This is a genomic window from Polaromonas sp. (genome assembly GCF_030680935.1).
In the GTDB taxonomy this organism is placed as follows: domain Bacteria; phylum Pseudomonadota; class Gammaproteobacteria; order Burkholderiales; family Burkholderiaceae_C; genus Polaromonas.
In genome coordinates, this window is the sequence record NZ_JAUXUP010000007.1 from 49,132 (window position 1) to 67,834 (window position 18,703).

The 18,703-nt window shown below is 62.4% G+C and carries 20 protein-coding genes; 12 read left to right on the forward strand and 8 right to left on the reverse strand.

The window, feature by feature from the left end; genetic code table 11:
• Positions 1 to 33 precede the first annotated feature (33 nt).
• The 8 genes from Q8L50_RS01785 to Q8L50_RS01820 all read left to right on the forward strand — a co-directional run bounded on the left by Q8L50_RS01785 (position 34) and on the right by Q8L50_RS01820 (position 8,555).
• The gene (locus Q8L50_RS01785; protein WP_305346929.1) at positions 34 to 876 is read left to right on the forward strand and encodes an alpha/beta hydrolase; all 843 of its coding nucleotides are present in this window, start codon (positions 34 to 36) and stop codon (positions 874 to 876) included.
• Positions 877 to 1,008: 132 nt separating this feature from the next.
• The gene (locus tag Q8L50_RS01790) at positions 1,009 to 2,208 is read left to right on the forward strand and encodes a multidrug effflux MFS transporter (RefSeq protein ID WP_370869715.1); all 1,200 of its coding nucleotides are present in this window, start codon (positions 1,009 to 1,011) and stop codon (positions 2,206 to 2,208) included.
• On the forward strand, positions 2,208 to 3,152 hold the full coding sequence (miaA, locus tag Q8L50_RS01795) for a tRNA (adenosine(37)-N6)-dimethylallyltransferase MiaA (protein WP_305346931.1): 945 nt from the start codon (positions 2,208 to 2,210) through the stop codon (positions 3,150 to 3,152). The genes Q8L50_RS01790 and miaA overlap by 1 nt, the downstream gene beginning before the upstream one ends.
• A complete protein-coding gene (locus Q8L50_RS01800; protein ID WP_305346932.1) occupies positions 3,149 to 3,793 on the forward strand; it encodes an ABC transporter ATP-binding protein in 645 nt (214 codons plus the stop codon). Before miaA ends, Q8L50_RS01800 begins: the two co-directional genes overlap by 4 nt.
• The gene (locus tag Q8L50_RS01805; protein WP_305346933.1) at positions 3,793 to 4,872 is read left to right on the forward strand and encodes a serine hydrolase; all 1,080 of its coding nucleotides are present in this window, start codon (positions 3,793 to 3,795) and stop codon (positions 4,870 to 4,872) included. Before Q8L50_RS01800 ends, Q8L50_RS01805 begins: the two co-directional genes overlap by 1 nt.
• 35 nt (positions 4,873 to 4,907) lie before the next feature.
• On the forward strand, positions 4,908 to 5,570 hold the full coding sequence (ypfH, locus tag Q8L50_RS01810) for an esterase (protein ID WP_305346934.1): 663 nt from the start codon (positions 4,908 to 4,910) through the stop codon (positions 5,568 to 5,570).
• An 11-nt stretch (positions 5,571 to 5,581) separates the two neighbouring features.
• Positions 5,582 to 8,164 carry an ABC transporter permease gene (locus Q8L50_RS01815; RefSeq protein ID WP_305346935.1) on the forward strand — a complete coding sequence of 861 codons (2,583 nt, stop codon included), beginning with the start codon at positions 5,582 to 5,584 and terminating at the stop codon, positions 8,162 to 8,164.
• Between the two features lie 184 nt (positions 8,165 to 8,348).
• Entirely contained in the window at positions 8,349 to 8,555 is a 207-nt protein-coding gene (locus Q8L50_RS01820) for a hypothetical protein (RefSeq protein WP_305346936.1), read from the forward strand.
• 35 nt (positions 8,556 to 8,590) lie between these two features.
• Here Q8L50_RS01820 and merR read toward each other — a convergent pair whose 3' ends face one another.
• On the reverse strand, positions 8,591 to 9,007 hold the full coding sequence (gene merR, locus Q8L50_RS01825) for an Hg(II)-responsive transcriptional regulator (RefSeq protein WP_305346937.1): 417 nt from the start codon (positions 9,005 to 9,007) through the stop codon (positions 8,591 to 8,593).
• A gap of 44 nt (positions 9,008 to 9,051) precedes the next feature.
• Between merR and merT the strand changes: the two genes are divergently transcribed.
• Genes merT through Q8L50_RS01840 form a run of 3 tightly spaced genes read left to right on the forward strand, consistent with a single transcriptional unit; the run spans position 9,052 to position 9,931 of the window.
• On the forward strand, positions 9,052 to 9,402 hold the full coding sequence (gene merT / locus Q8L50_RS01830) for a mercuric ion transporter MerT (protein ID WP_305347012.1): 351 nt from the start codon (positions 9,052 to 9,054) through the stop codon (positions 9,400 to 9,402).
• A 26-nt stretch (positions 9,403 to 9,428) separates the two neighbouring features.
• Positions 9,429 to 9,722 carry a mercury resistance system periplasmic binding protein MerP gene (gene merP / locus Q8L50_RS01835; RefSeq protein WP_370869716.1) on the forward strand — a complete coding sequence of 98 codons (294 nt, stop codon included), beginning with the start codon at positions 9,429 to 9,431 and terminating at the stop codon, positions 9,720 to 9,722.
• On the forward strand, positions 9,719 to 9,931 hold the full coding sequence (locus Q8L50_RS01840) for a GDCCVxC domain-containing (seleno)protein (protein WP_305346938.1): 213 nt from the start codon (positions 9,719 to 9,721) through the stop codon (positions 9,929 to 9,931). Before merP ends, Q8L50_RS01840 begins: the two co-directional genes overlap by 4 nt.
• 191 nt (positions 9,932 to 10,122) lie before the next feature.
• On the opposite strand, the gene Q8L50_RS01845 is transcribed toward Q8L50_RS01840, so the two are convergent.
• Together Q8L50_RS01845 and Q8L50_RS01850 are read right to left on the reverse strand one after the other, a co-directional pair.
• Positions 10,123 to 11,004: a DUF4394 domain-containing protein gene (locus Q8L50_RS01845; RefSeq protein WP_305346939.1), complete on the reverse strand. Its 882-nt coding sequence runs from the start codon at positions 11,002 to 11,004 to the stop codon at positions 10,123 to 10,125.
• A 150-nt stretch (positions 11,005 to 11,154) separates the two neighbouring features.
• On the reverse strand, positions 11,155 to 11,592 hold the full coding sequence (locus Q8L50_RS01850) for a universal stress protein (RefSeq protein WP_305346940.1): 438 nt from the start codon (positions 11,590 to 11,592) through the stop codon (positions 11,155 to 11,157).
• A gap of 134 nt (positions 11,593 to 11,726) precedes the next feature.
• Between Q8L50_RS01850 and Q8L50_RS01855 the strand changes: the two genes are divergently transcribed.
• Complete coding sequence (locus Q8L50_RS01855; protein ID WP_305346941.1) at positions 11,727 to 12,836, forward strand: carotenoid 1,2-hydratase; 1,110 nt, start codon at positions 11,727 to 11,729, stop codon at positions 12,834 to 12,836.
• A gap of 155 nt (positions 12,837 to 12,991) precedes the next feature.
• On the opposite strand, the gene Q8L50_RS01860 is transcribed toward Q8L50_RS01855, so the two are convergent.
• The 5 genes from Q8L50_RS01860 to Q8L50_RS01880 form a co-directional block, all read right to left on the reverse strand.
• Positions 12,992 to 15,619, reverse strand: coding sequence for a collagen binding domain-containing protein (locus Q8L50_RS01860; RefSeq protein WP_305346942.1), 2,628 nt, complete (start codon positions 15,617 to 15,619; stop codon positions 12,992 to 12,994).
• Positions 15,620 to 15,713: 94 nt separating this feature from the next.
• Positions 15,714 to 16,577 carry a molecular chaperone gene (locus tag Q8L50_RS01865; protein ID WP_305346943.1) on the reverse strand — a complete coding sequence of 288 codons (864 nt, stop codon included), beginning with the start codon at positions 16,575 to 16,577 and terminating at the stop codon, positions 15,714 to 15,716.
• Between the two features lie 85 nt (positions 16,578 to 16,662).
• Entirely contained in the window at positions 16,663 to 17,166 is a 504-nt protein-coding gene (locus tag Q8L50_RS01870) for a DUF4402 domain-containing protein (protein ID WP_305346944.1), read from the reverse strand.
• 42 nt (positions 17,167 to 17,208) lie between these two features.
• On the reverse strand, positions 17,209 to 17,826 hold the full coding sequence (locus Q8L50_RS01875; RefSeq protein WP_305346945.1) for a hypothetical protein: 618 nt from the start codon (positions 17,824 to 17,826) through the stop codon (positions 17,209 to 17,211).
• Positions 17,827 to 17,836: 10 nt separating this feature from the next.
• Positions 17,837 to 18,331, reverse strand: coding sequence for a DUF4402 domain-containing protein (locus tag Q8L50_RS01880; protein WP_305346946.1), 495 nt, complete (start codon positions 18,329 to 18,331; stop codon positions 17,837 to 17,839).
• Positions 18,332 to 18,703: the final 372 nt, after the last annotated feature.

Here is an 18,703-nt window from a genome sequence, read left to right on the forward strand (position 1 = left end):
AACTTTTACGGCCTTTCTCACTCCATCTTGCTCATGAAACGCTGGACTCTTTTTGCCGCCATGGTGCTGGCCGTGGGTATTGCCGTGCTGGCAGGCTGTAGCACGCTGGACGAGCGCCAGCGCGCCTGGATCTTCCAGCCCAGCGACCGCACCTGGGGCGGTGGACTGGCCGCTGCAGAGGGTATGGAAGATGTCTGGATCGACTTCCAGCCCAGGGCCGATGGCGAAACGGCCCGGCTGCATGGCCTGTGGCTGCCGGGGACGCGGCCGAATGCACCCGTTCTGCTGTACCTGCATGGCGCGCGCTACAACGTGACCGGCTCGGCCCCGCGCATGCGCCGCATGCAGGAGCTGGGCTTTTCCGTGCTGGGCGTGGACTACCGGGGTTTTGGCAAAAGCACGCAGGCGCTGCCCTCTGAAGAAACCGCCTACCAGGATGCGCGCGCAGCCTGGGACTGGCTGGCGAAAAAATACCCGGACCGGCCGCGTTATGTGTTTGGCCATTCACTGGGCGGGCCAATTGCGATTCACCTGGCCACCGAGGTCGATGACGAAAGTGGCACGATTGTGGAAGGCACTTTCACCTCGATTGCCGACGTGGTCAGTACCACCAAATGGGGTTGGGTGCCGGTGTCGATGCTGATCACCCAGCGTTTTGAGGCGGTGCGCAAGGTCGGAAAAATCGGCTCGCCACTGCTGGTGGCGCATGGCGGCGAAGATCGGCTGATCGCGCCCAGTCTGGGGCGCAAGTTGTATGAAGCGGCAGCGCAGCCCAAGCTGTTCATGCTGGTGGAAGGTGGCTCGCACCACAACACCAACTCGGTCGGCCAGTCGCAATACCGGCAAGCGCTGGCGCAGCTGTTCAGCTTGAAATAACACCCGCAGACAGAAGACCGCGCGCCGGTGACCCACAGGGAAAGGGATCGATCTGCTACGCTCAGATCAATGTCTGTCACGCCCCCTGTTGCCTCTCCGCTGATACCCCCGCAAAGTGCGGCGCCTACCGCCATGTCACCCGCACTGGTGGTGCTGTTGCTGTCGCTGTTGCTGGGCATACAGCCGATCACCACCGACCTCTATCTACCGGCACTGCCAGCCCTCACCGAAGGTTTTGGCGCCAGCATGGGGCAATCGCAACTCACCCTCAGCGCCTTGCTGCTGGCGTTTGGCGTGTCGCAATTGTTCTGGGGCCCGCTGTCTGACCGTTTTGGCCGCCGCCCCATTCTGCTGTGGGGTCTGGGTGCTTATGTGCTGGCGGCCATCGGCAGCGCGTTCGCGCCGTCAATGGCATTGCTGATCATCTGGCGCATCGTCCAGGGCGCGGCCATGGGCGCGGCCGTCATGTGTGCGCGTGCCATCGTGCGCGACCTGTACACCCCGCTGGCGGCGGCCCGCGCCATGTCGCGCGGCCTGACCGGACTGGGTGTGATCGCCTGCCTGAGCGCGCCGCTGGGCGGCCTGCTGTCGGACCTGTTCAACTGGCGCGTGGCGCTGCTGGCCACGGCGGTATTTGGGGCAGTTGCCCTGGGCCTGGTGGCGCTCCGGTTTGAAGAAAGCGCGGCGCACAAAAACCCGCGCGCACTTCAGCCCGGCACGCTGGTACGCACCTGGTGGGCCATCCTGCGGCACCCGACCTTTGTGGCGTTTGCGCTGCTGTCAACTGCCTCTTACGGCGGCCTCTTCACCTTTCTGGCCGCCTCGTCCTTTGTGTTTATCCGGGTGCTGGGCCTGTCCAAAACAGAGTACGGCCTGGTGATGTTTTCCATGGCGCTGGTGTATGTGCTTGGCACCTTCTGGTGCCGCCGCCTGCTGCCGCGTTTCGGCGTACGCCGTTCAGTGGCAATTGCCGCCGTGCTGACGCTTGCCGGCGGGCTGCTGATGGCTGCGCTGGCCTGGGCCGGTCTGCACAACGTCTGGGCGCTGTTGCTGCCTTTTTACCTGTTCATGTTTGCGCATGGCGTGCACCAGCCCTGCAGCCAGAGCGGCGCGGTGGTGCCGTTTCCGCACGCCGCCGGTGCAGCTTCTGCACTCAGTGGTTTCCTGATGATGATTGCCGCTTTTGCGATGGGTGGCTGGCTTGGCAGCCACATGGACGGCACGGTGTATCCGCTGGCCTACGGCGTGTGTTTCTGGAGTGTCTGCATTGCCGCCATCTCCTGGACGGTGGTACAAAAACATGGCGAGCCGGCCCCGCCAGGCCGGGCCTGATGGCACCCCGCTGGATTGCCCTGACCGGGCCCACCGCTTGCGGCAAAACCGCTGCAGCCATGGCGGTTGCGGCGCAGCACCCGGTAGACATCATCAGCGTTGATTCGGCCCTGGTGTACCGCGGCATGGACATCGGTACGGCCAAACCCACAGCCGCAGAACTGGCTGCCGTACCGCACCACCTGATTGATATCCGTGACCCGCTCCAGGCCTACAGCGCGGCCGAGTTTGTGGCCGATGCCACGCGCCTGATTGACGACATCCGCGCACGCGGCAGGCTGCCGCTGCTGGTGGGCGGCACCATGCTGTATCTCAAGGCCTTGCAGGACGGGCTGGACGACATGCCGCCTGCCGACGCCGCCGTGCGCGCCCAGCTGCTGGACGAGGCGGGCGTAAAAGGCTGGCCTGCCTTGCATGCCGAACTGGCCACCGTGGACGCGGTGACGGCGGCCCGGCTGGCACCGAACGACTCGCAGCGTATATCCCGCGCACTGGAAGTGTTTCGCCTTACCGGCCAGCCACTGGCGTTTTTTCACCAGAAAAATGCTACCAAAACGATAGCTGGTTACGCAGACCCCGCAAGGGCTGGAGCCATTATTTCTCTGGAGCCCGATGACCGCACCTGGCTGCACCAGCGGATTGCCCAGCGCTTTGACGCCATGCTGGCAGGCGGCTTTCTGGACGAGGTACGGGCCCTGCGCGCGCGCGGCGACTTACATGCTGACCTGCCATCCATGCGTTGTGTTGGTTACCGCCAGGCATGGGAGGTATTGGACGGCAGCTCGCCCATGGCAGAGCTGCGCGACAAGGGTATTGCCGCCACACGCCAGCTGGCCAAACGCCAGATCACCTGGCTGCGCAGCATGCCCGAGCGCCGGGTAGTGGCCTGTGATGGGCCGGGCGCGGTGCAACAGGTCCTCGATATCGTGGATAAAAACACATGACGCTGACCGTCACCAATCTCGCCAAGTATTACGGCGACGTCGCCGTGTTCAAAAACGTCTCGCTGCAGGTGGCGGCGGGCGAGTTTGTCGCCATCGTCGGTGAATCCGGCGTGGGCAAATCCACCCTGCTCAACTGCATGGCGGGTCTGGACAACTGGGACACCGGCGGCGTCAGCCTCGTCGGGCAAGACCTTGGCACGCTGGGCGATGACCAGCGCGCCCTGCTGCGGCGCGTCAATGTCGGTTTTGTGTTTCAGGCCTTCCATGTACTGCCGCATCTGGACGTGACGCAAAACGTCGCCCTGCCCCTGCTGCTGCTGGGCCAGCACGACGACGCGCGCGTGCAGGCCATGCTGACGGCAGTCGGGCTCGACGGCCTGGGCGCGCGTTTGCCCCAGCAGCTGTCGGGCGGGCAGTTGCAGCGCGTGGCGATTGCCCGCGCCCTGGTGCACCGCCCGCGCCTGTTGCTGGCTGACGAGCCCACCGGCAACCTGGACCCGACCACCGCCGCCAAAGTGATGGACGCGCTGGTGGCGCAAACGCGCGAACACGGCGCCTCGCTGGTACTGGTGACGCATTCCGGGGCGGCCGCCGAACGCGCAGACCGCGTCCTCAGACTGACTGTGGAAGGAGTTTTTTGATGAAGCACTTCCTTCACTCCCTGTTGGCCGTCACGCTGCTGCTGACCGGCTCCCTGACCTGGGCACAGGGCCAGCAGGAATGGATTGAATCAGCGCCAGCCGAGCAGGGCATGAACGCAGAACTGCTGGCCCAATTGCGCCAGCGGCTGGAAAGCAGCGCGCCGCACATCCGCAGCGTGCTGGTGGTGCGCAACGACCGGCTGGTTTTTGAATACTACGGCCAGGGTCTGGGCCGCACCGACTTGCACGTTGTGAACTCGGTGACCAAAAGTGTGCTTTCTTCACTGGTAGGCATTGCCTTGCGGGAAAAGCTCATCAATGACCTCGACCAGAAAATCAGAACCTGGTTGCCTGAAGCCCTGGCCCCGGACGCCGACCCCAAGGCCAGAAACATCACCCTGCGGCACCTGTTGACCATGACCGCAGGCTTCGACTGGGACGAGCAGGCCCGGGACACTTGTTTTGCAGCGCGCACCGCCAGCTGCGATCGCTTCAACGACAGGGGCGACCCCCTCAACTTCGCGCTGCGCAGGCCCGTGACCAGCGAGCCGGGTACGGTCTTTCGCTACGACTCGCACAGCTCACAACTGCTCTCGGTGATCCTGTCGCGCGCGACCGGCATGAGTGCCGCCAAGTTTGCCGAAAAACACCTGGCGCCTGCGCTGGGCGTGACGCGCTACCAGTGGGCCTCCGATGCGCAAGGCCACAGCCGCGGCGGCTTTGGTTTGCAACTCACGGCACGCGACATGGCCAAGTTCGGCGCGCTTTATCTGCACGGCGGCCGCTGGGCTGGCCAGCAAGTGATCCCGGCCGATTTCGCCGAAGCCTCGGTACGCCAGCAAAGCACGGGGGGCTACCCCTGGCCGGCGTGGGCGCGTTATGGTTACCAGTGGTGGGTGTTGCCCGATCCGGGCGGCCCGGCGTCTTACGCGGCCAACGGTTTGGGCGGGCAATATATTTATGTGGTGCCCTCGTCCGAGCTGGTGGTGGTGATCACCTCGCGTCCGGACGAGCGCAGGGACACCGCCGGCATCGTGCGGGAGTATGTGCTTCCCGCCCTGCGGCCGCGCCAGCCTTGAGCTGCCGGGTACCCCCCTGAGCAAAAAAAGAGCCCATGAACCCCGACCCCCTGGACACCCTGGAACTGCTGCCCGCCACGGCGCCTCGGCAACTGTTTGTGCTGCTGCATGGCGATGGCGCTGCCGCCCTTGACATGCTGGCACTGGCCACACTCATCGGCGAGTCGTTTGGCGAAGCTGCGGTGGTGATGCCCGAAGGGTTTGAAGCCATCCATCTGGGCAAAACCGTGCGCCAGTGGTTTCCGACCTTTGAGCTGACCGACAGCAACCGGGCCGAGCGTGTGGCCAAAGCCGTGCCCACGCTGGCCGCCTTCATCCGCCAACAGCAGGAGCGCTTCGGCATTTTGCAGTCCGACACAGCCCTCGCCGGTTTTGCCGAAGGCGCCACCCTGGCGCTGGCGTTGAGCGACACCCACGATGGCCTGGTGGGCCGTGTGCTGGCATTTTCAGGGCGTTACGCCGCCCTGCCCGACAAGGCGCCCGGCCTGACCACCCTGCACCTGTTGCACGGCCAGCAAGACGCCGTGGTGCCGGTGCAGCTGACCCAGCAGGCCTATGCCGAGCTGATGGCGCTGGGCGCCGACGCCACCTGCGACATCGCCTCCAGCGTCGGGCACGAGTTGCACCCGGCGCTGATGGCGCAGGCCATACACCGGTTGCAAACCTGCGTGCCGCTGCGCTTCTGGCGCTCTGCATAGCCGAGTACTTCATGCTGCGCCTGCTCCGCACCTTTTCCTGGCAAGAGCTGATACACCACAAGTGGCGCAATGCCGCTGCGGTGGTGGCGGTGATGCTGGGCGTGGCGCTGGCGTTTTCGGTGCAGCTGATCAACACCTCGGCGCTCAGCGAGTTTTCCCAGGCGGTGCGCTCGGTCAATGGCCAGCCGGATCTGGAGCTGCGGGCGGTACGCGGCGGCTTTGACGAGGCGCTGTTTGGCCGTGTGGCCAACCATGCGCAGGTGGCGCTGGCCAGCCCGGTGCTGGAGATCAACACTTATGCCCTGGCTGCTGACGGCAAACGTGTGGCACTGCGTGTGGTGGGTGTGGATGCATTGGTGGTGGCCGCGCTGGCGCCGGCGCTGATGCCGCTGCCCGCCGCCGGTGCTGACCGCCTGGCGCTGCTGTCGCCCGGCCAGGTATTTCTCAATGCCGCCGCACGCGGCGCCCTGCCCGGCCAGCGGCTGCAACTGCAAAGCGGCCTGCAGTGGCTGGACACCGAAGTGGCAGGCAGCGTGGCTGCCTCCGGCGCGCCGCTGGCGGTGATGGACATTGGTGCAGCGCAAGAGTTGTTCAGCCGCATCGGCCAGCTGTCGCGCATAGACATACGCCTGCGTGCTGGCGCCGACCGCGCGGTTTTTGTCGCGGCCCTGGCCTTGCCGCCCGGCATCACCGCCACCGAACCCGGCGACGACGCCCAGCGGGTCAGCAACCTGTCGCGGGCCTACCGCGTCAACCTGACCGTGCTGGCGCTGGTGGCGCTGTTCACCGGTGCGTTTCTGGTTTTTTCGGTGTTGTCGCTGAGTGTGGCCAAACGCGCGCAGCAGTTTGCGCTGCTCGGTGTGTTGGGCCTGACCGGCCGCGAGCGTCTGCGCCTGGTGCTGTGGGAGTCGGCACTGCTCGGCATGCTGGGCAGTCTGGCAGGCATAACACTGGGCACGGCGCTGGCGGCGCTGGCTTTGCGCTTGCTGGGCGGTGACCTGGGCGGCGGCTACTTTTCTGCCGTGGCGCCGGCACTGCAGTGGAGCGGCAGCAGCGCGTTGGTGTACGGCCTGCTGGGCGTGGCCGCTGCATTGGTGGGCGGCTGGTGGCCGGCGCGCGCCGCACAAAAATTGCCACCGGCGCAAACCCTCAAAGGTCTGGGCGCACCACCAGCCGCCGGCACGCCATACCGGCTCAGCTTGCTGTTGCTGGTGGCCGGTGCCCTGCTGGCCCTGAGCCCGCCGGTATTTGGCATTGCGCTGGGCGCCTACCTGTCGGTCGGACTGCTGCTGGTGGGCGGCATCAGCGCGCTGCCCTGGATGATTGCCCTGCTGTATGACCGGCTGGCCCCACTGGCGGCGCGTCGCCTGTTGCCGCTGCTGGCGGTGGAGCGCGCGCGGCGCGTGCGTGGCAGCGCGGCGGTGGCCGTCAGCGGCGTGGTGGCATCACTGAGCCTGGCAGTCGCCTTGACGGTGATGGTGGCGAGTTTTCGCGGCTCGGTCACGCAGTGGCTGGACGTGGTGCTGCCAGCCGACCTGTATGTGCGCACCGCCAACAGCAGCGCCGCCAGCGACACCGCGTATTTGCCACCGGACTTTGTGCAGGCGCTGGCGCAGCTGCCGGGTGTGGCGCGTATCAGCACCTTGCGCGGCACGCAGCTGCTGCTGGACGCCAACCAACCCACAGTGGCGCTGATCGCCCGCGAGCTGGACCAGCCGGCAGCCAGCCTGCCTCTGGTGGGCGAGCCCCTGCCGGTGCCCCCCGGCCTGATCGGTATTTATGTGAGCGAGCCCATGCTTGATTTGTACGGCGCACGCCCCGGCACGCTGTTTGCCCCACTATCAGAGTCTTTTGGGGCCCTGGCCCTTGCTGCACCTGCGCAAGCAGCTATCAATTCGGGAGCAAATGAAACACCCGCTGCAGCCCCCAGGTTTTATGTGGCCGGTGTCTGGCGCGACTACGCACGCCAGTTTGGCGCCATTGCGATGGACCAGCGCGACTTTGTGGCGCTGACCGGCGACAGCCGCATCAACGACGTGGCGCTGTGGCTGACGCCCGGCGCCAGCGACGCCACTGTGCAGCAAGCGGTGCGCGCGCTGGCGCTGGCACAAACCGGCTCAGCCGAACTGATCGAGTTTGCATCAAGTGGCCAGATACGCGCTACCTCTCTGAAAATTTTTGACCGCAGTTTTGCCGTGACCTACTGGTTGCAGGCGGTGGCGATTGCGTTTGGCCTGTTTGGTGTGGCGGCCAGCTTCAGCGCGCAGGTGCTGGCGCGGCGCAAAGAGTTTGGCCTGCTGGCGCACCTGGGTTTGACGCGCCGGCAAATTCTGGCGCTGGTGGCCGGTGAAGGCGCAGCCTGGACACTGGCCGGTGCCCTGGCCGGCCTGGGGCTGGGCCTGGCCGTGGCGCTGGTGCTGGTGCATGTGGTCAATCCGCAGAGCTTTCACTGGACCATGGACCTGGCCCTGCCCTGGCCGCGCCTCTTGGGCCTGTGCGCGGCGGTGGTGCTGGCCGGCACGGTCACGGCCTGGCTGGCCGGACGCGCAGCAGCGGGCCGCGATGCGGTGCTGGCGGTCAAGGAAGACTGGTAAGCCCGGTTAAGGCGGCCCGTCAGCCTTTGCGGGCAGGCCGGTTGACTGGGCCCGGCTATCCACCGGCAGCGGGTGATGTGCGCTTTCTTTTGCTTACCAACGTGACGTTTTAAATGCGGCAATGTCATCACAAGGCCGCGCGACCTGCCTAAGATGAACACATCACTTCAACAAGGCACACACCATGGCGCCCGCTCAATACCGCATTGAAAGCAGGAACACGCTACGAGGCAGCTTGTTCCCGCCTACCGCTCTCAGGCCGCTCTACACAGACCGCTCGCTGGCTGTGGCCGTGGCTGTCAAAAGCCTGGCAGACCCCACCTGCCAGGAGACCCGTGTGGTGCACATTCCCAGCGGCGAAATTGTTTTTCAGACGGCGCCGACGCACTAGAAGCCTGGGCGGCAGACCCGGATGGAGGCCAGACCTCAGCCCTCAGACAGCGCGTCAATCAAGGGGCAGCGGCCATCCGCCTGCGACGTGTCACATTGGCGGATCATGTCGGTCAACGCCGATTGCATCTTCACCAGATCGTCCAGCCTGGCCTGCACCATGGCCAGCTTGCGCGAGGCGAGCTGGCGCGTCTCGGCGCACACCGTGGCTTCATCGAGCTGCAGCAGGGTGGCGATCTCTTCCAGAGAAAAGCCCAGCGTCTGGGCCCGCTTGATAAAGCGGATACGCAGCACGTCAGCGCTGCCATAGCTGCGGTAACCACTGGGCGGGCGTTCCGGTTCGTGGATCAGGCCGCTGCGCTGGTAGAAGCGCACTGTCTCCAGGTTCACGCCGGCGGCCCTGGCCAGACGGCCGATTGTCAATGTTGCTTGGGGGGGCTTGACTCCGTACATAAGTACAGAGTTTACAGTCAATGCCAATCAACAAGCACATGCCCATGGCTACAGACAACCCCACAAAAACCGCATTGGCTGCGGGCGCCCTGGCCGCGATTTTGGCTTCAGCCTGTTGCCTGGGGCCTTTGCTGCTGGTGTCCGTCGGTCTGGGCGGTGCATGGCTCAGCAACCTGGCCAGCCTGGAGCCCTACCGGCCCTGGTTCATAGGCGCAGCATTGCTTGCACTGCTGCTTGCTGCCAAACGAATCTACCGGCCTGCAGCCGACTGCAAGCCCGGAGACATCTGCGCCCTGCCCGCCGCGCAAACCGGCTACAAGGCCTTGTTGATGGCGGTTGCCGCGCTGGTGCTGATTGCCCTGTCTTACCCCTACCTGGCGCCGTTGCTCTACTGACCCAAAACCTTGACCGAGGATTCACCATGCTGCTTCAGAAATTGACCCTCTTCACCGCCTGCGCCGCCTTGTCCATGGTTGCCGTGCAAGCCCATGCTGCCATTCAGACGGTCACGCTGGATGTACCGGGTATGACGTGTTCCACCTGCCCCATCACCGTCAAGCGGGCGCTGTCCAAAGTCAAAGGCGTGACCGCCACCCAGGTGAGTTACGAGAAGCGCCAGGCGATCGTCACCTTTGACGATGCACAAACCGCTGTGCCCGCGCTGACCAAAGCCACTGAAAACGCGGGCTACCCTTCGACCGTCAGACAACCATGAGCGCGCTTGTTCTTGAATCGCTGCTGAGCTGTCCGTCATGCGGCCACGCGCAGCTCGAAACCATGCCCACAGACGCCTGCCAGTTTTTTTACGAATGCACGGCATGCAAGTTGTTGATGCGGCCCAAGGCCGGCGATTGCTGCGTGTTTTGTTCTTACGGCTCGGTGAAATGCCCGCCGATCCAGACTCAGGGCGGCTGCTGCCCGTAACCCACCTCCGCCCCTGCAGGGGTGCCCGAAGCTCAGTGCGTGATCACCACCAGCACGCTGCACGGAGAGTGCTCGGTCAGCGACTTGGACACCGAGCCATGCCGCCTGCGGCGCGCAAGAACGCGTCAACACACGGGGAGGTACCAGCAGAAACAGCCCGCCATGACGGCCTGCCATGGCGGTTATTTGGCTCAAGGCTCCAGCGCAATACCAACCACGCGCTCACCACCGCCTATGGTGCCCAGCGACCTGGCTGCGCCAGTTTTCAGATCTATCGTCACCCAGCGGCTGGCGTTGGCGCTGTCGCTGTTCAAAGCCGCAAACGCCACGTCGCTCACAGCCTGGATGTCAAAGGAGGCCGTCGTGAAAGCCATGCCAGTAGCGCCTACGGTAAAGAACTGACCGGTGTTGGGTGACACAGCAGGCGTGACGCCTTCGCGTGTACCTTGCGTCACCAGGGCGCCAGTGGCGGCGTCCAGCGCAAAGTTGGTGGTGATCTTGGTGTCGGCCTTGTTGTAGCTGTATGCCGCGCCAACGGTCATGGGCAACTTGCCAAAGTTCACGTCGCCCGCTGCATAAGTCAACTTGCCGTCGGTTTGCACGCCATCAAGCGCGGGGTTGCTGTCCACCACCGCGCCCGTGTCAGGGTGCAGGCGCAGGTTTTGCCCGGTGTTGCTGACCACACGGATGCGGTCAACCGTCGGGTTGAAGTCAAATCCAAACTGCGTGCCTTCGAGCTTGACGGCAAACGGCATGCCCACAACGCTGGCTGCAGCGGTGTCCTCATTGAGCGTGTAAAGCCGGCCGCTGCTGCCCAGGGCGTAGAGCTGGTCTTTGGCCACGCGGTAATCAATGCCCAGCAAGGTTTCGCCGGCCTGCAAACCCGTGATGTTGAGGGTGGCCAGAATGTGGCCAGGGCGGCCCGCATTGAACTTGAGCAGCTTGTTCGAGGCGGTGACGGCTACCGCTTTTTCAGCGCGTTCCGGGCCGTCAGGCGCCATGGTGGTGCATGCAGCCAGACTGGCAAGCGTCAGCGCGGCAAGGCTGGCAAGTTTGAAAGAGGAGGTGTTCATAGCAGACCTTTTTGGTGAGGTTTTTGGGGTTGAGCAGCTTGGATACGCGCGGCATCGCCAATCGGATTCAAAATAAATGAACGATGGGTGGCCCCTGGCTGTGGCCGCTAACGACAAACCACCCCCGGCGCATGCGGGGATACGCGAGGCTCAGTGGGTAATCACCACCAGCACGCTGCACGGAGAATGCTCTATCAGCGACTTGGAGACCGAGCCGCGCCACCAGCGAGCCGCCCAGCCGTCCAGGTGTTTGTGCCCCACCACAATCAGGTCGGCGCTGATCTTCTTGGCATATTTGGTCACTTCGTCCACCGTCTCACCCACCAGTACCTCGCCGGTGGCCTGGTGGCCCGAGCTGGCAAGCTGCTGCAAACCTTCGGCCAGCACAGCGGTGTATTTTTCTTTCTCGTGCTCGGCCAGCGTACGGTCGTATACGCCGCCCTCTACGCCCACCAGGTCCATGTACAGCGGGGTCACGGCAATCAGGGTCAGCGTGGCCTGGCTCCATTGCGCGATCTCGCTGCAATCGAGCAGCGCCTTCTGTCCGGCTTTGGAACCGTCGTAAGCCAACAAAATCTGCTTGTACATGGTCGATCTCCCGAATGAAGTCAAATGCAAAAAGGCTGAGTGCCACGCATAGGTTTCTAGGATAGACGCTAGACACCTGCCCCGCAACCGCTGTATGCCCTAAAGACCCCGCTACTTGCTGCGAGAATCGGGCCATGTACACCCGCACCCCGCCCGCACCCTTGCCAGGCGGCATGCCGCGCCGACAGGTCTTGCTGGCCGCCGGGCTGGCGGGCATGGCGGGCAGCAGCCCGCTGTGGGCCCTGCCGGCCAGGACGCTGAAGTTTCCGCGCGATTTTGGTGCACACCCCGACTTTCGCACCGAGTGGTGGTACGTCACCGGCCATGCCAGCACAGCCGGGCCTGCAGCAGGGGCGCGCGAGTTTGGTTTTCAGCTGACTTTTTTTCGCTCACGCGTGGACGCCACCCAGGGCATGGAATCAAAATTTGCGGCCCGGCAGCTGATTTTTGCGCACGCCGCCATCACCGATGTGCAGGGCAAAAAACTCTGGCACGACCAACGCATCGCGCGTGAAGGTTTTGAGGTTGCCAGCGCCAGCACACAGACCATGGACCTGAAGCTGCGCGACTGGACACTACAAAGCCAGGGCAACACGCACACGGCCCGCTTGACCGCGGCCGACTTTGCGCTGAACCTGCAGTTCACCGAGACGCAGCCGGTGCTGCTGCAAGGCAAACAAGGCCTGTCGCGCAAAGGGCCGGACGAGAAGCAGGCCAGTTATTACTACAGCCTGCCGCAGCTGGCCACACGCGGCAGCCTGCAACTCAAAGGCCAGACGTTTGAGGTGACTGGCAAAGCCTGGCTGGACCACGAGTGGAGCCAGGAAGTGCTGCACCCCAGCGCCGTGGGCTGGGACTGGATAGGCATGAACCTGGACGACGGCAGCGCACTGACCGCCTTCCGCCTGCGCGACAAAGACGGTAACGCCGTGTGGGACGGCGGCTCATTCCGCCCGGCCAAAGGTGATGTGTATGCATTCAGCCGAGGCGAAGTGATCTTCAATCCACAGCGCCGCTGGAAAAGCCCATTGAGCCAGGCCAGCTACCCGGTCGAGTGGCTGGTACGCACACCCGCAGACACCTACACCGTGCGCGCCGTCATCGACAACCAGGAGCTGGACAGCCGCCAGTCCACCGGCGCGATCTACTGGGAAGGCCTGAGCGAGCTGATCGACAACAAGGGCCAACGAGTGGGGCGCGGGTATCTGGAGATGACGGGGTATGCGGCGGTGTTGCGGATGTGAGGCCGCCGTTGAAACACGATTCACGCCAGGTTTTTTCAAGCTGGGCCGGGTGCAGCCCCGCATAACAAAAATCATTGCCATGCGTTGACGTTCAGGTCGATCGCGTCAGCAAGGGCTGCTTGCCCATGAGCGATAGCGCCCGCTCGCTCTTTGAGTTACCGCTGGCGCTGGAGTAAAAAATCCTGCCCGTTCACAAAAACACCTTTCGGTGACATCGTTATCCGTAGCGGACCAGCGTAGGCCAGTTTGAGTTCGTTGAGTTGTTCTTCGCCGACACGCAAGCTGTAATTTCCGGGCCGGACTTCGACCAGCACATAGAAGCCGTCTGAGCCGCTGCGTGTTTGCGCCGCCACTTTTCCAGACGAATCAACAAGTTCAATCAACACGTTGCCCACACCCCGTTTACGTCCGTTGCTCTCCAGGTAAACCGTGCCATCAATTTCACCTGTCAATACCAACGGAAACTCGATCTGGGTGGTATTACCCGGACGGGGAGTTACACGCACACCCTTGAGCGAAGAAACCATTTGTGGATCTTCAACAGTTGCAGGATTGACTGCAATATCGATGTTCCGGTTGCCAGGCAGATGCCTCATATAGGCGATGCCGGATGCATCCGTACGCACGGGATGGTTGGAAGAGTTCACGAGAAAGCCGACATTTTTTACAAGCTCCTCGTCATCGTCCATGACCCCATTCCCGTTGCGATCAACAAATACGCGAGCGGAAACAGCGCCCGACTCCGCGCCCGGAACAGCATCAAGCATCCACTGCGAGCGACGCGGCTCACGGGCGACAGACGTGAATACCTGAATACCGACGGTGAACTCGCGGCGGGACGTCACGCCACCTGTGAAGGCCAGCGCATACCCACCAAAACTCTTGTTCAGGCTGGACGTAAGGCGCAGCACCGAGTCCTGAAAAGTGTAGGCACTGCTGACGTTCAATAAATAACCACCCGCCAAAGCATGATCGGCAGAAACAGCCAGCGCGGATAACTTGGCAACTGGCCGAACCAGGTAGCTGACCTGGGCACCAACCCGGAACTGACCCACATTGCCGCCAATCTGAAAAGCGCCGTCGACGGAACGCGCGCTCTGGGTGCTTGACACATGGAGCAGGTTGGTCAACGTTGCAGCCGCGAGAGAAGTGGAAAGCAGCGCCCTTGCATCGAGTACACGGGCTCCCGACTGGAGGCGATCGCGTTGGAACTCCAAAGTAAAGGGCAAGGCGCCCAGCAGGTCAGGAGAGATCAATCCGTCGAAGCGAATCCGGTCGCGCGAGCGTACCGGGTCCGCAGACAAGGGGAAGAGTTCACTCGTGAAGTCTTTCAATTGCAGGTGGCTCCAGCCGACTGAAATGCCCCCCAGTCGGGTCCGGGCGCCGATTTCGGAGAGTGAACCTCCATTTGCCTGCTGGGTCAGGTTTCCCACCAGAAGAGCGTTGCCCGCGAAGCCATTCAAACCCAGACTGGTGTAGTTCTGGCGGGTGCGATCTAAGCCCTCCAGGTCCACCACGCCCAGCGTGCCCGTCAGAAATTTGCTCAAGCCCCACTCTGCGAGGGCGGCGCTACGCTTCAAGCCTGTTGTGTCACTGTTCGAGGCAAGGTTGTAGTAAAAACTGCCGGGCACGTTGAGAGATTCGTCCAGCGAAAAATTTTGTCGCTCTACGCGGATCTGCCCTTGTGGGCCGTGGAACACCAACCGGAACTCATTTGCGCCATACACCAGCGTCAGATCATCGAATGAATATTTCCCGTCCCCTCGGGACTGCCGATAGGCAATCAGGGCATTGTTGAGATAAAGCTCCACATCCCAGCCGGGCGGCAAATCGCCTTGCAGGGTATGGCTGGCAAACCGGGTCGAGCGCTCAAGGGGCAGATTGCCGACTGAAAAGCCCTTGCCGAAATCGCTGCTGCGGGAAATATTGGATACCCCGGGCACGCTGACATTGCCCAGAGAAAAAGACCTGGCCCTCAGAGGGCCAAGCAGTTCGCCCTGCGGATCGCTGCGGCCAACCGTGAAACGGCTTTGCCGGGAATTGCTCTGGTTGGTACCAGACAAAAAAGCGGAAGCCTGCAGGCCCGCGAGGTCACCACGAATATACGTTGTATAGGAGGCGCTGTTGGACTGGAGGCTGTTGCCCCGCTGCGCCCCCAGGGAGACCGTCTGATCGATAAACGGGGCATCAACGAGTCGGTACGGGTTATCCCGCCGGGGATAATTCAACTCTTCTGGTCTTGACCGGGCAGCGAGTCCACTCAAGCCAGCTTCACGCGCCAGACGTGCCTGCAGGGGCAGTGGCTCCCGAGGTTTGAGTTTGATGGTCAAGCTGTTGAGATTGACCTCGAAGTCAACCAGCAGCCAATCAGCCAGTAACCTGCTTTCCACATAGATGTCATCGTTCCGGCGCAGGATATCCGCTGCATCAAAGGTCGAGGTTTTTTCACCCAAAGTGACCGTTGTGTTGCCTACGTTGAGTGAGAACGTCCTGCTTTCCCCGCGCACAAAGCCGCGTCCGGCACCCTCGTCCGGGTACGCCCGAATGGCGATGGTCATCAAACTCGACATCTCGCCCAGAGGCAGGAATATTTTCTGGCCGAACTGAAATGCGTTCAAAGAATCGGTCAGCACATGCTGGTCGATGCCAATCTCGAAAAGAACGGTATTGCTGTCCAGCGACGGGGCTTTGGACGGGGTCGGCTGGGCAAACGCGGGGTACGCAAGGACCCACAACAAAAGGAAGATGACGCCGTGAAACAGCGATTTGAAAAGGGACGTCAAGCTTGTTATATCCCTGGGCTTTTGCACTCCCCACGTGCTTTTTGCATGGGGATTCTCCTGTCAGCGGGGCTTGCGCAGCCGACTGGCAGGATCATCAAGGAATCTGGACGGTGTTTTCCGCCAGCAACTTGCCGCCATCGGCAGTGCGCTCCCTGTAGGTCACACGCAGGGTACCGCCTGACAGGACCGCGCCCACAGGCGTCTGCAGCGTAAGCCTCACCCGACGAAGCGCGTTCGGGACGTAGACTGACACGCCACCAGCCTGGGCAACAACCTGCTCAGCTCCACTGGCTGTCTTGAATGTAGCCGTGAGATCGCCATACACGGAGCGATTTCCCGTGCGGTTCATGTGCAACGCAACCACTCCGGGCTGTCCTGGTGCCCTGGGTTTTTCGATGGAAACCTCAGTCAGGGTGACCGAAGCATCCGTCTCCCCGTGACGCACGATGATTGGAATCGATACGCCAATAAGCGCTGCAATCGTGACACCGACCTCGTTGCCGCCTGGTTTTACCTGAATCTCGATGGCATTGGTCAGCGTCGGGTCGGCCACCTTGTCAAAACTCAGGTGGGAGCGATATTCGCCCGGTGCGAGTTCCGCAGGCTTGCGTAGCGCGATGCGAACGAGTTGTTGCGTGCCAGGCTGCAAAACAATTTGCCTGGGAGAAAACACAAGCATCTGACCGGCGAACTGATCGCCCGGACCGGGCTCGGTGATGGGCTGAAACTCGCCGGTTTCCGTCATGCGGCGGTTGACAATATTGAGCCGGTAGGTGGCTGGCGTTGTGCCATCGTTGATGACATCGATCTGCGCAGAGCGTTGATTCTTGTCAAACACGATTCGCGTCGGATTGATCATCAGATCCGCCCACGCGCGCCCTGGCACAAGACCAATAAGCGACACCAGCAACAGGCTGGCAAATGAACAAAGAACCGCTTTGGGACGCAAGGTTGTCATGAAAGACTCCATTCCGGTCATCATCGTCCCCCCGGAGCGGGTTTGCCCTGCGGCCTTCGGCATGAAAGAGACATGTTTGCGGGCTTCAAGGGGAATTCACCGTCAGCATGAACGTTGCGCCAGTATAGGTGCCCGCACCCGGGTTGCTGGGGATCGTCAGCCTGGCCCCCACACCCATGGTGAAATTGGGAAGCGCTCCGCTCGGCTGTAGTGTGAAAGTGTCAACCGTCATGGTGACCCCACCGGCGGTTATCGTCGCAGACGTAGGGGTAATAGCGGACGTGTAGGGGTCGCAGCCCTGTCCATTGCAAACGGCTACAACCGAGTAACTGGCAGCTTGCCCCGGACTGGCGCTGGTCAGCACAATCCCGGCCGTGGCGGTACGCGCACCGCTGGGGCTGATGGTGATGGAGCAATTGGCACAACTGGGAAGCACCGCAAAAGAACCAAAGTTCACAACCGACTGGGTTGCCGTGACAGTAATCGATTGGGTTCTGGCCGAGGCAACGGGCGCCCAGGCAATCAGACAGGCACTCACTATCGAGGCAAATTTCGCGATCACGCGGGGTTTGTAGAAGGAAGTTTCCATGGATGAGGTTCCGCGTCTCAGGCGGTCAAACCGGCGCAAAGCCTAGTTGTAGTTGACCTGGACGCTCAACTCACCCGCGATCAATTTGCTCAGGGCCTGACTGATCTCAACAGCCAGACGGCCGCCGCCCCGGAGGGCTTGGGCAGGCACAATCAGTGCGGAGTCTGTACAACCTTGTCCCGTGGAAGCCCCGTCTACGCAGGGGACAGCGGCACTTGGCGACCGATCGAGCAAACTGTCCGTGGAAGCCGGGAATTGAACAATGTAGCCTGAAGTGGTGCCGGCACCGGCCACACTGAACCGCGCGACTCCTGAGGCATCAACATCAATCATGGTCATGCCAAAACTTGAACCTTCACCGGCTCCGTTCGAAGTGGCACCCGCCGCCGCCGAAAGGCGCGACGGACGGTCAATACTGAAGCCGAGCCGGATTGGCAAAGGCAGCGCGACGGACTGCGACGCTGCCACAAAAGCAGGGCTTGCCGAGACGATGGGAACGGGCTGGGAAGAAATTTGAGCCAACACCGTCGCACTCGCGGTGCCGCTGGTCGAAGCCGCATTAACCCCGTGGCTCAGCGCGGCCAGACCGAACGCCGCGCCCAGCGCCAGCGTGTTCAGGCCAGACGGTGAACCACGAAAGAAAGACAGACCTGTTGGCATGCGTTGCAGTTTAGTTGTATTCCACGGTCATCGTATAGGTGCCTGTATAACTGCCAGCAGCCTGGTTGGCGCCAACAGTGAGCGTCCCGCCGACGGGCAAGGACACGGTTCCACCCGAGAGTGTGCCGGTTGCTGCGCCCGTCACGGCCACGGCCATGGTGTTGCCACTGCTGGTGACGTTGAAGGAGGCAGGGTAGGTCACGGCAAAAGTCGAAGAGCCGGTACCGGTGACGGTGAAAGAGCCAGCCGAAAATGCAGCCCCCGTCACGACCACAGTACCCGTGGTCGAACGCGCGCCAGCAGCCGATACCACCACCGTGCCGCCCGAGGCATTGCCCGCCAGTGTTCCAAAATTAAGGGCTGTGCCAGCTGCGATAGCGATGGGCGTCAGGACAGTTGCGTTGGCCGTGCCGGTGGCGGTGGCGGCAAGAGCACTGGCCGAAAAGGTGCTGAATGCAGCAATGGCGACTGCCAGGACGGAGAAGCGGGTCAGGTTTTTTGTCACGATACGGCCTTGATTTGATGTAACTGATTAAACTATCAAAATTGATTAAGTAACTTTTTCTTACACTTTGATGTTAACTAGTTACTGAAAATAAGGCAACCGCGAACACGGCAAATCCGCAACCGTTTACAAAAAAACCAATAAGGACGTGCAGTTGTTCACGTAATCTCAACAAGCTCCTGAAATTACAGAAGCGTCTTCTGAACTGAGCGGGCACCCGGTCGTCTCTGGCGGGTGCTGTCAGCGCTCCTGAAGCACCGATCTCCTGCCAGCAATTTTTCCGGAACCTGGCCAGTGGCAAAAATAGCTATGTGCGCACGGGTCGCTATGGATCAAGGGTCGGGGCGGGCGACCGTAAGGTGCGCCCGGCTG

Excerpts from the sequence above, each read along its gene's own strand:
- Q8L50_RS01785 (WP_305346929.1), top strand. The coding sequence starts at position 34 with ATGAAACGCTGGACTCTTTTTGCCGCCATGGTGCTGGCCGTGGGTATT.
- Q8L50_RS01790 (WP_370869715.1), top strand. The coding sequence starts at position 1,009 with ATGTCACCCGCACTGGTGGTGCTGTTGCTGTCGCTGTTGCTGGGCATA.
- miaA (WP_305346931.1), top strand. The coding sequence starts at position 2,208 with ATGGCACCCCGCTGGATTGCCCTGACCGGGCCCACCGCTTGCGGCAAA.
- Q8L50_RS01800 (WP_305346932.1), top strand. The coding sequence starts at position 3,149 with ATGACGCTGACCGTCACCAATCTCGCCAAGTATTACGGCGACGTCGCC.
- Q8L50_RS01805 (WP_305346933.1), top strand. The coding sequence starts at position 3,793 with ATGAAGCACTTCCTTCACTCCCTGTTGGCCGTCACGCTGCTGCTGACC.
- ypfH (WP_305346934.1), top strand. The coding sequence starts at position 4,908 with ATGAACCCCGACCCCCTGGACACCCTGGAACTGCTGCCCGCCACGGCG.
- Q8L50_RS01815 (WP_305346935.1), top strand. The coding sequence starts at position 5,582 with ATGCTGCGCCTGCTCCGCACCTTTTCCTGGCAAGAGCTGATACACCAC.
- Q8L50_RS01820 (WP_305346936.1), top strand. The coding sequence starts at position 8,349 with ATGGCGCCCGCTCAATACCGCATTGAAAGCAGGAACACGCTACGAGGC.
- merR (WP_305346937.1), bottom strand. The coding sequence starts at position 9,007 with ATGTACGGAGTCAAGCCCCCCCAAGCAACATTGACAATCGGCCGTCTG.
- merT (WP_305347012.1), top strand. The coding sequence starts at position 9,052 with ATGGCTACAGACAACCCCACAAAAACCGCATTGGCTGCGGGCGCCCTG.
- merP (WP_370869716.1), top strand. The coding sequence starts at position 9,429 with ATGCTGCTTCAGAAATTGACCCTCTTCACCGCCTGCGCCGCCTTGTCC.
- Q8L50_RS01840 (WP_305346938.1), top strand. The coding sequence starts at position 9,719 with ATGAGCGCGCTTGTTCTTGAATCGCTGCTGAGCTGTCCGTCATGCGGC.
- Q8L50_RS01845 (WP_305346939.1), bottom strand. The coding sequence starts at position 11,004 with ATGAACACCTCCTCTTTCAAACTTGCCAGCCTTGCCGCGCTGACGCTT.
- Q8L50_RS01850 (WP_305346940.1), bottom strand. The coding sequence starts at position 11,592 with ATGTACAAGCAGATTTTGTTGGCTTACGACGGTTCCAAAGCCGGACAG.
- Q8L50_RS01855 (WP_305346941.1), top strand. The coding sequence starts at position 11,727 with ATGTACACCCGCACCCCGCCCGCACCCTTGCCAGGCGGCATGCCGCGC.
- Q8L50_RS01865 (WP_305346943.1), bottom strand. The coding sequence starts at position 16,577 with ATGACAACCTTGCGTCCCAAAGCGGTTCTTTGTTCATTTGCCAGCCTG.
- Q8L50_RS01870 (WP_305346944.1), bottom strand. The coding sequence starts at position 17,166 with ATGGAAACTTCCTTCTACAAACCCCGCGTGATCGCGAAATTTGCCTCG.
- Q8L50_RS01875 (WP_305346945.1), bottom strand. The coding sequence starts at position 17,826 with ATGCCAACAGGTCTGTCTTTCTTTCGTGGTTCACCGTCTGGCCTGAAC.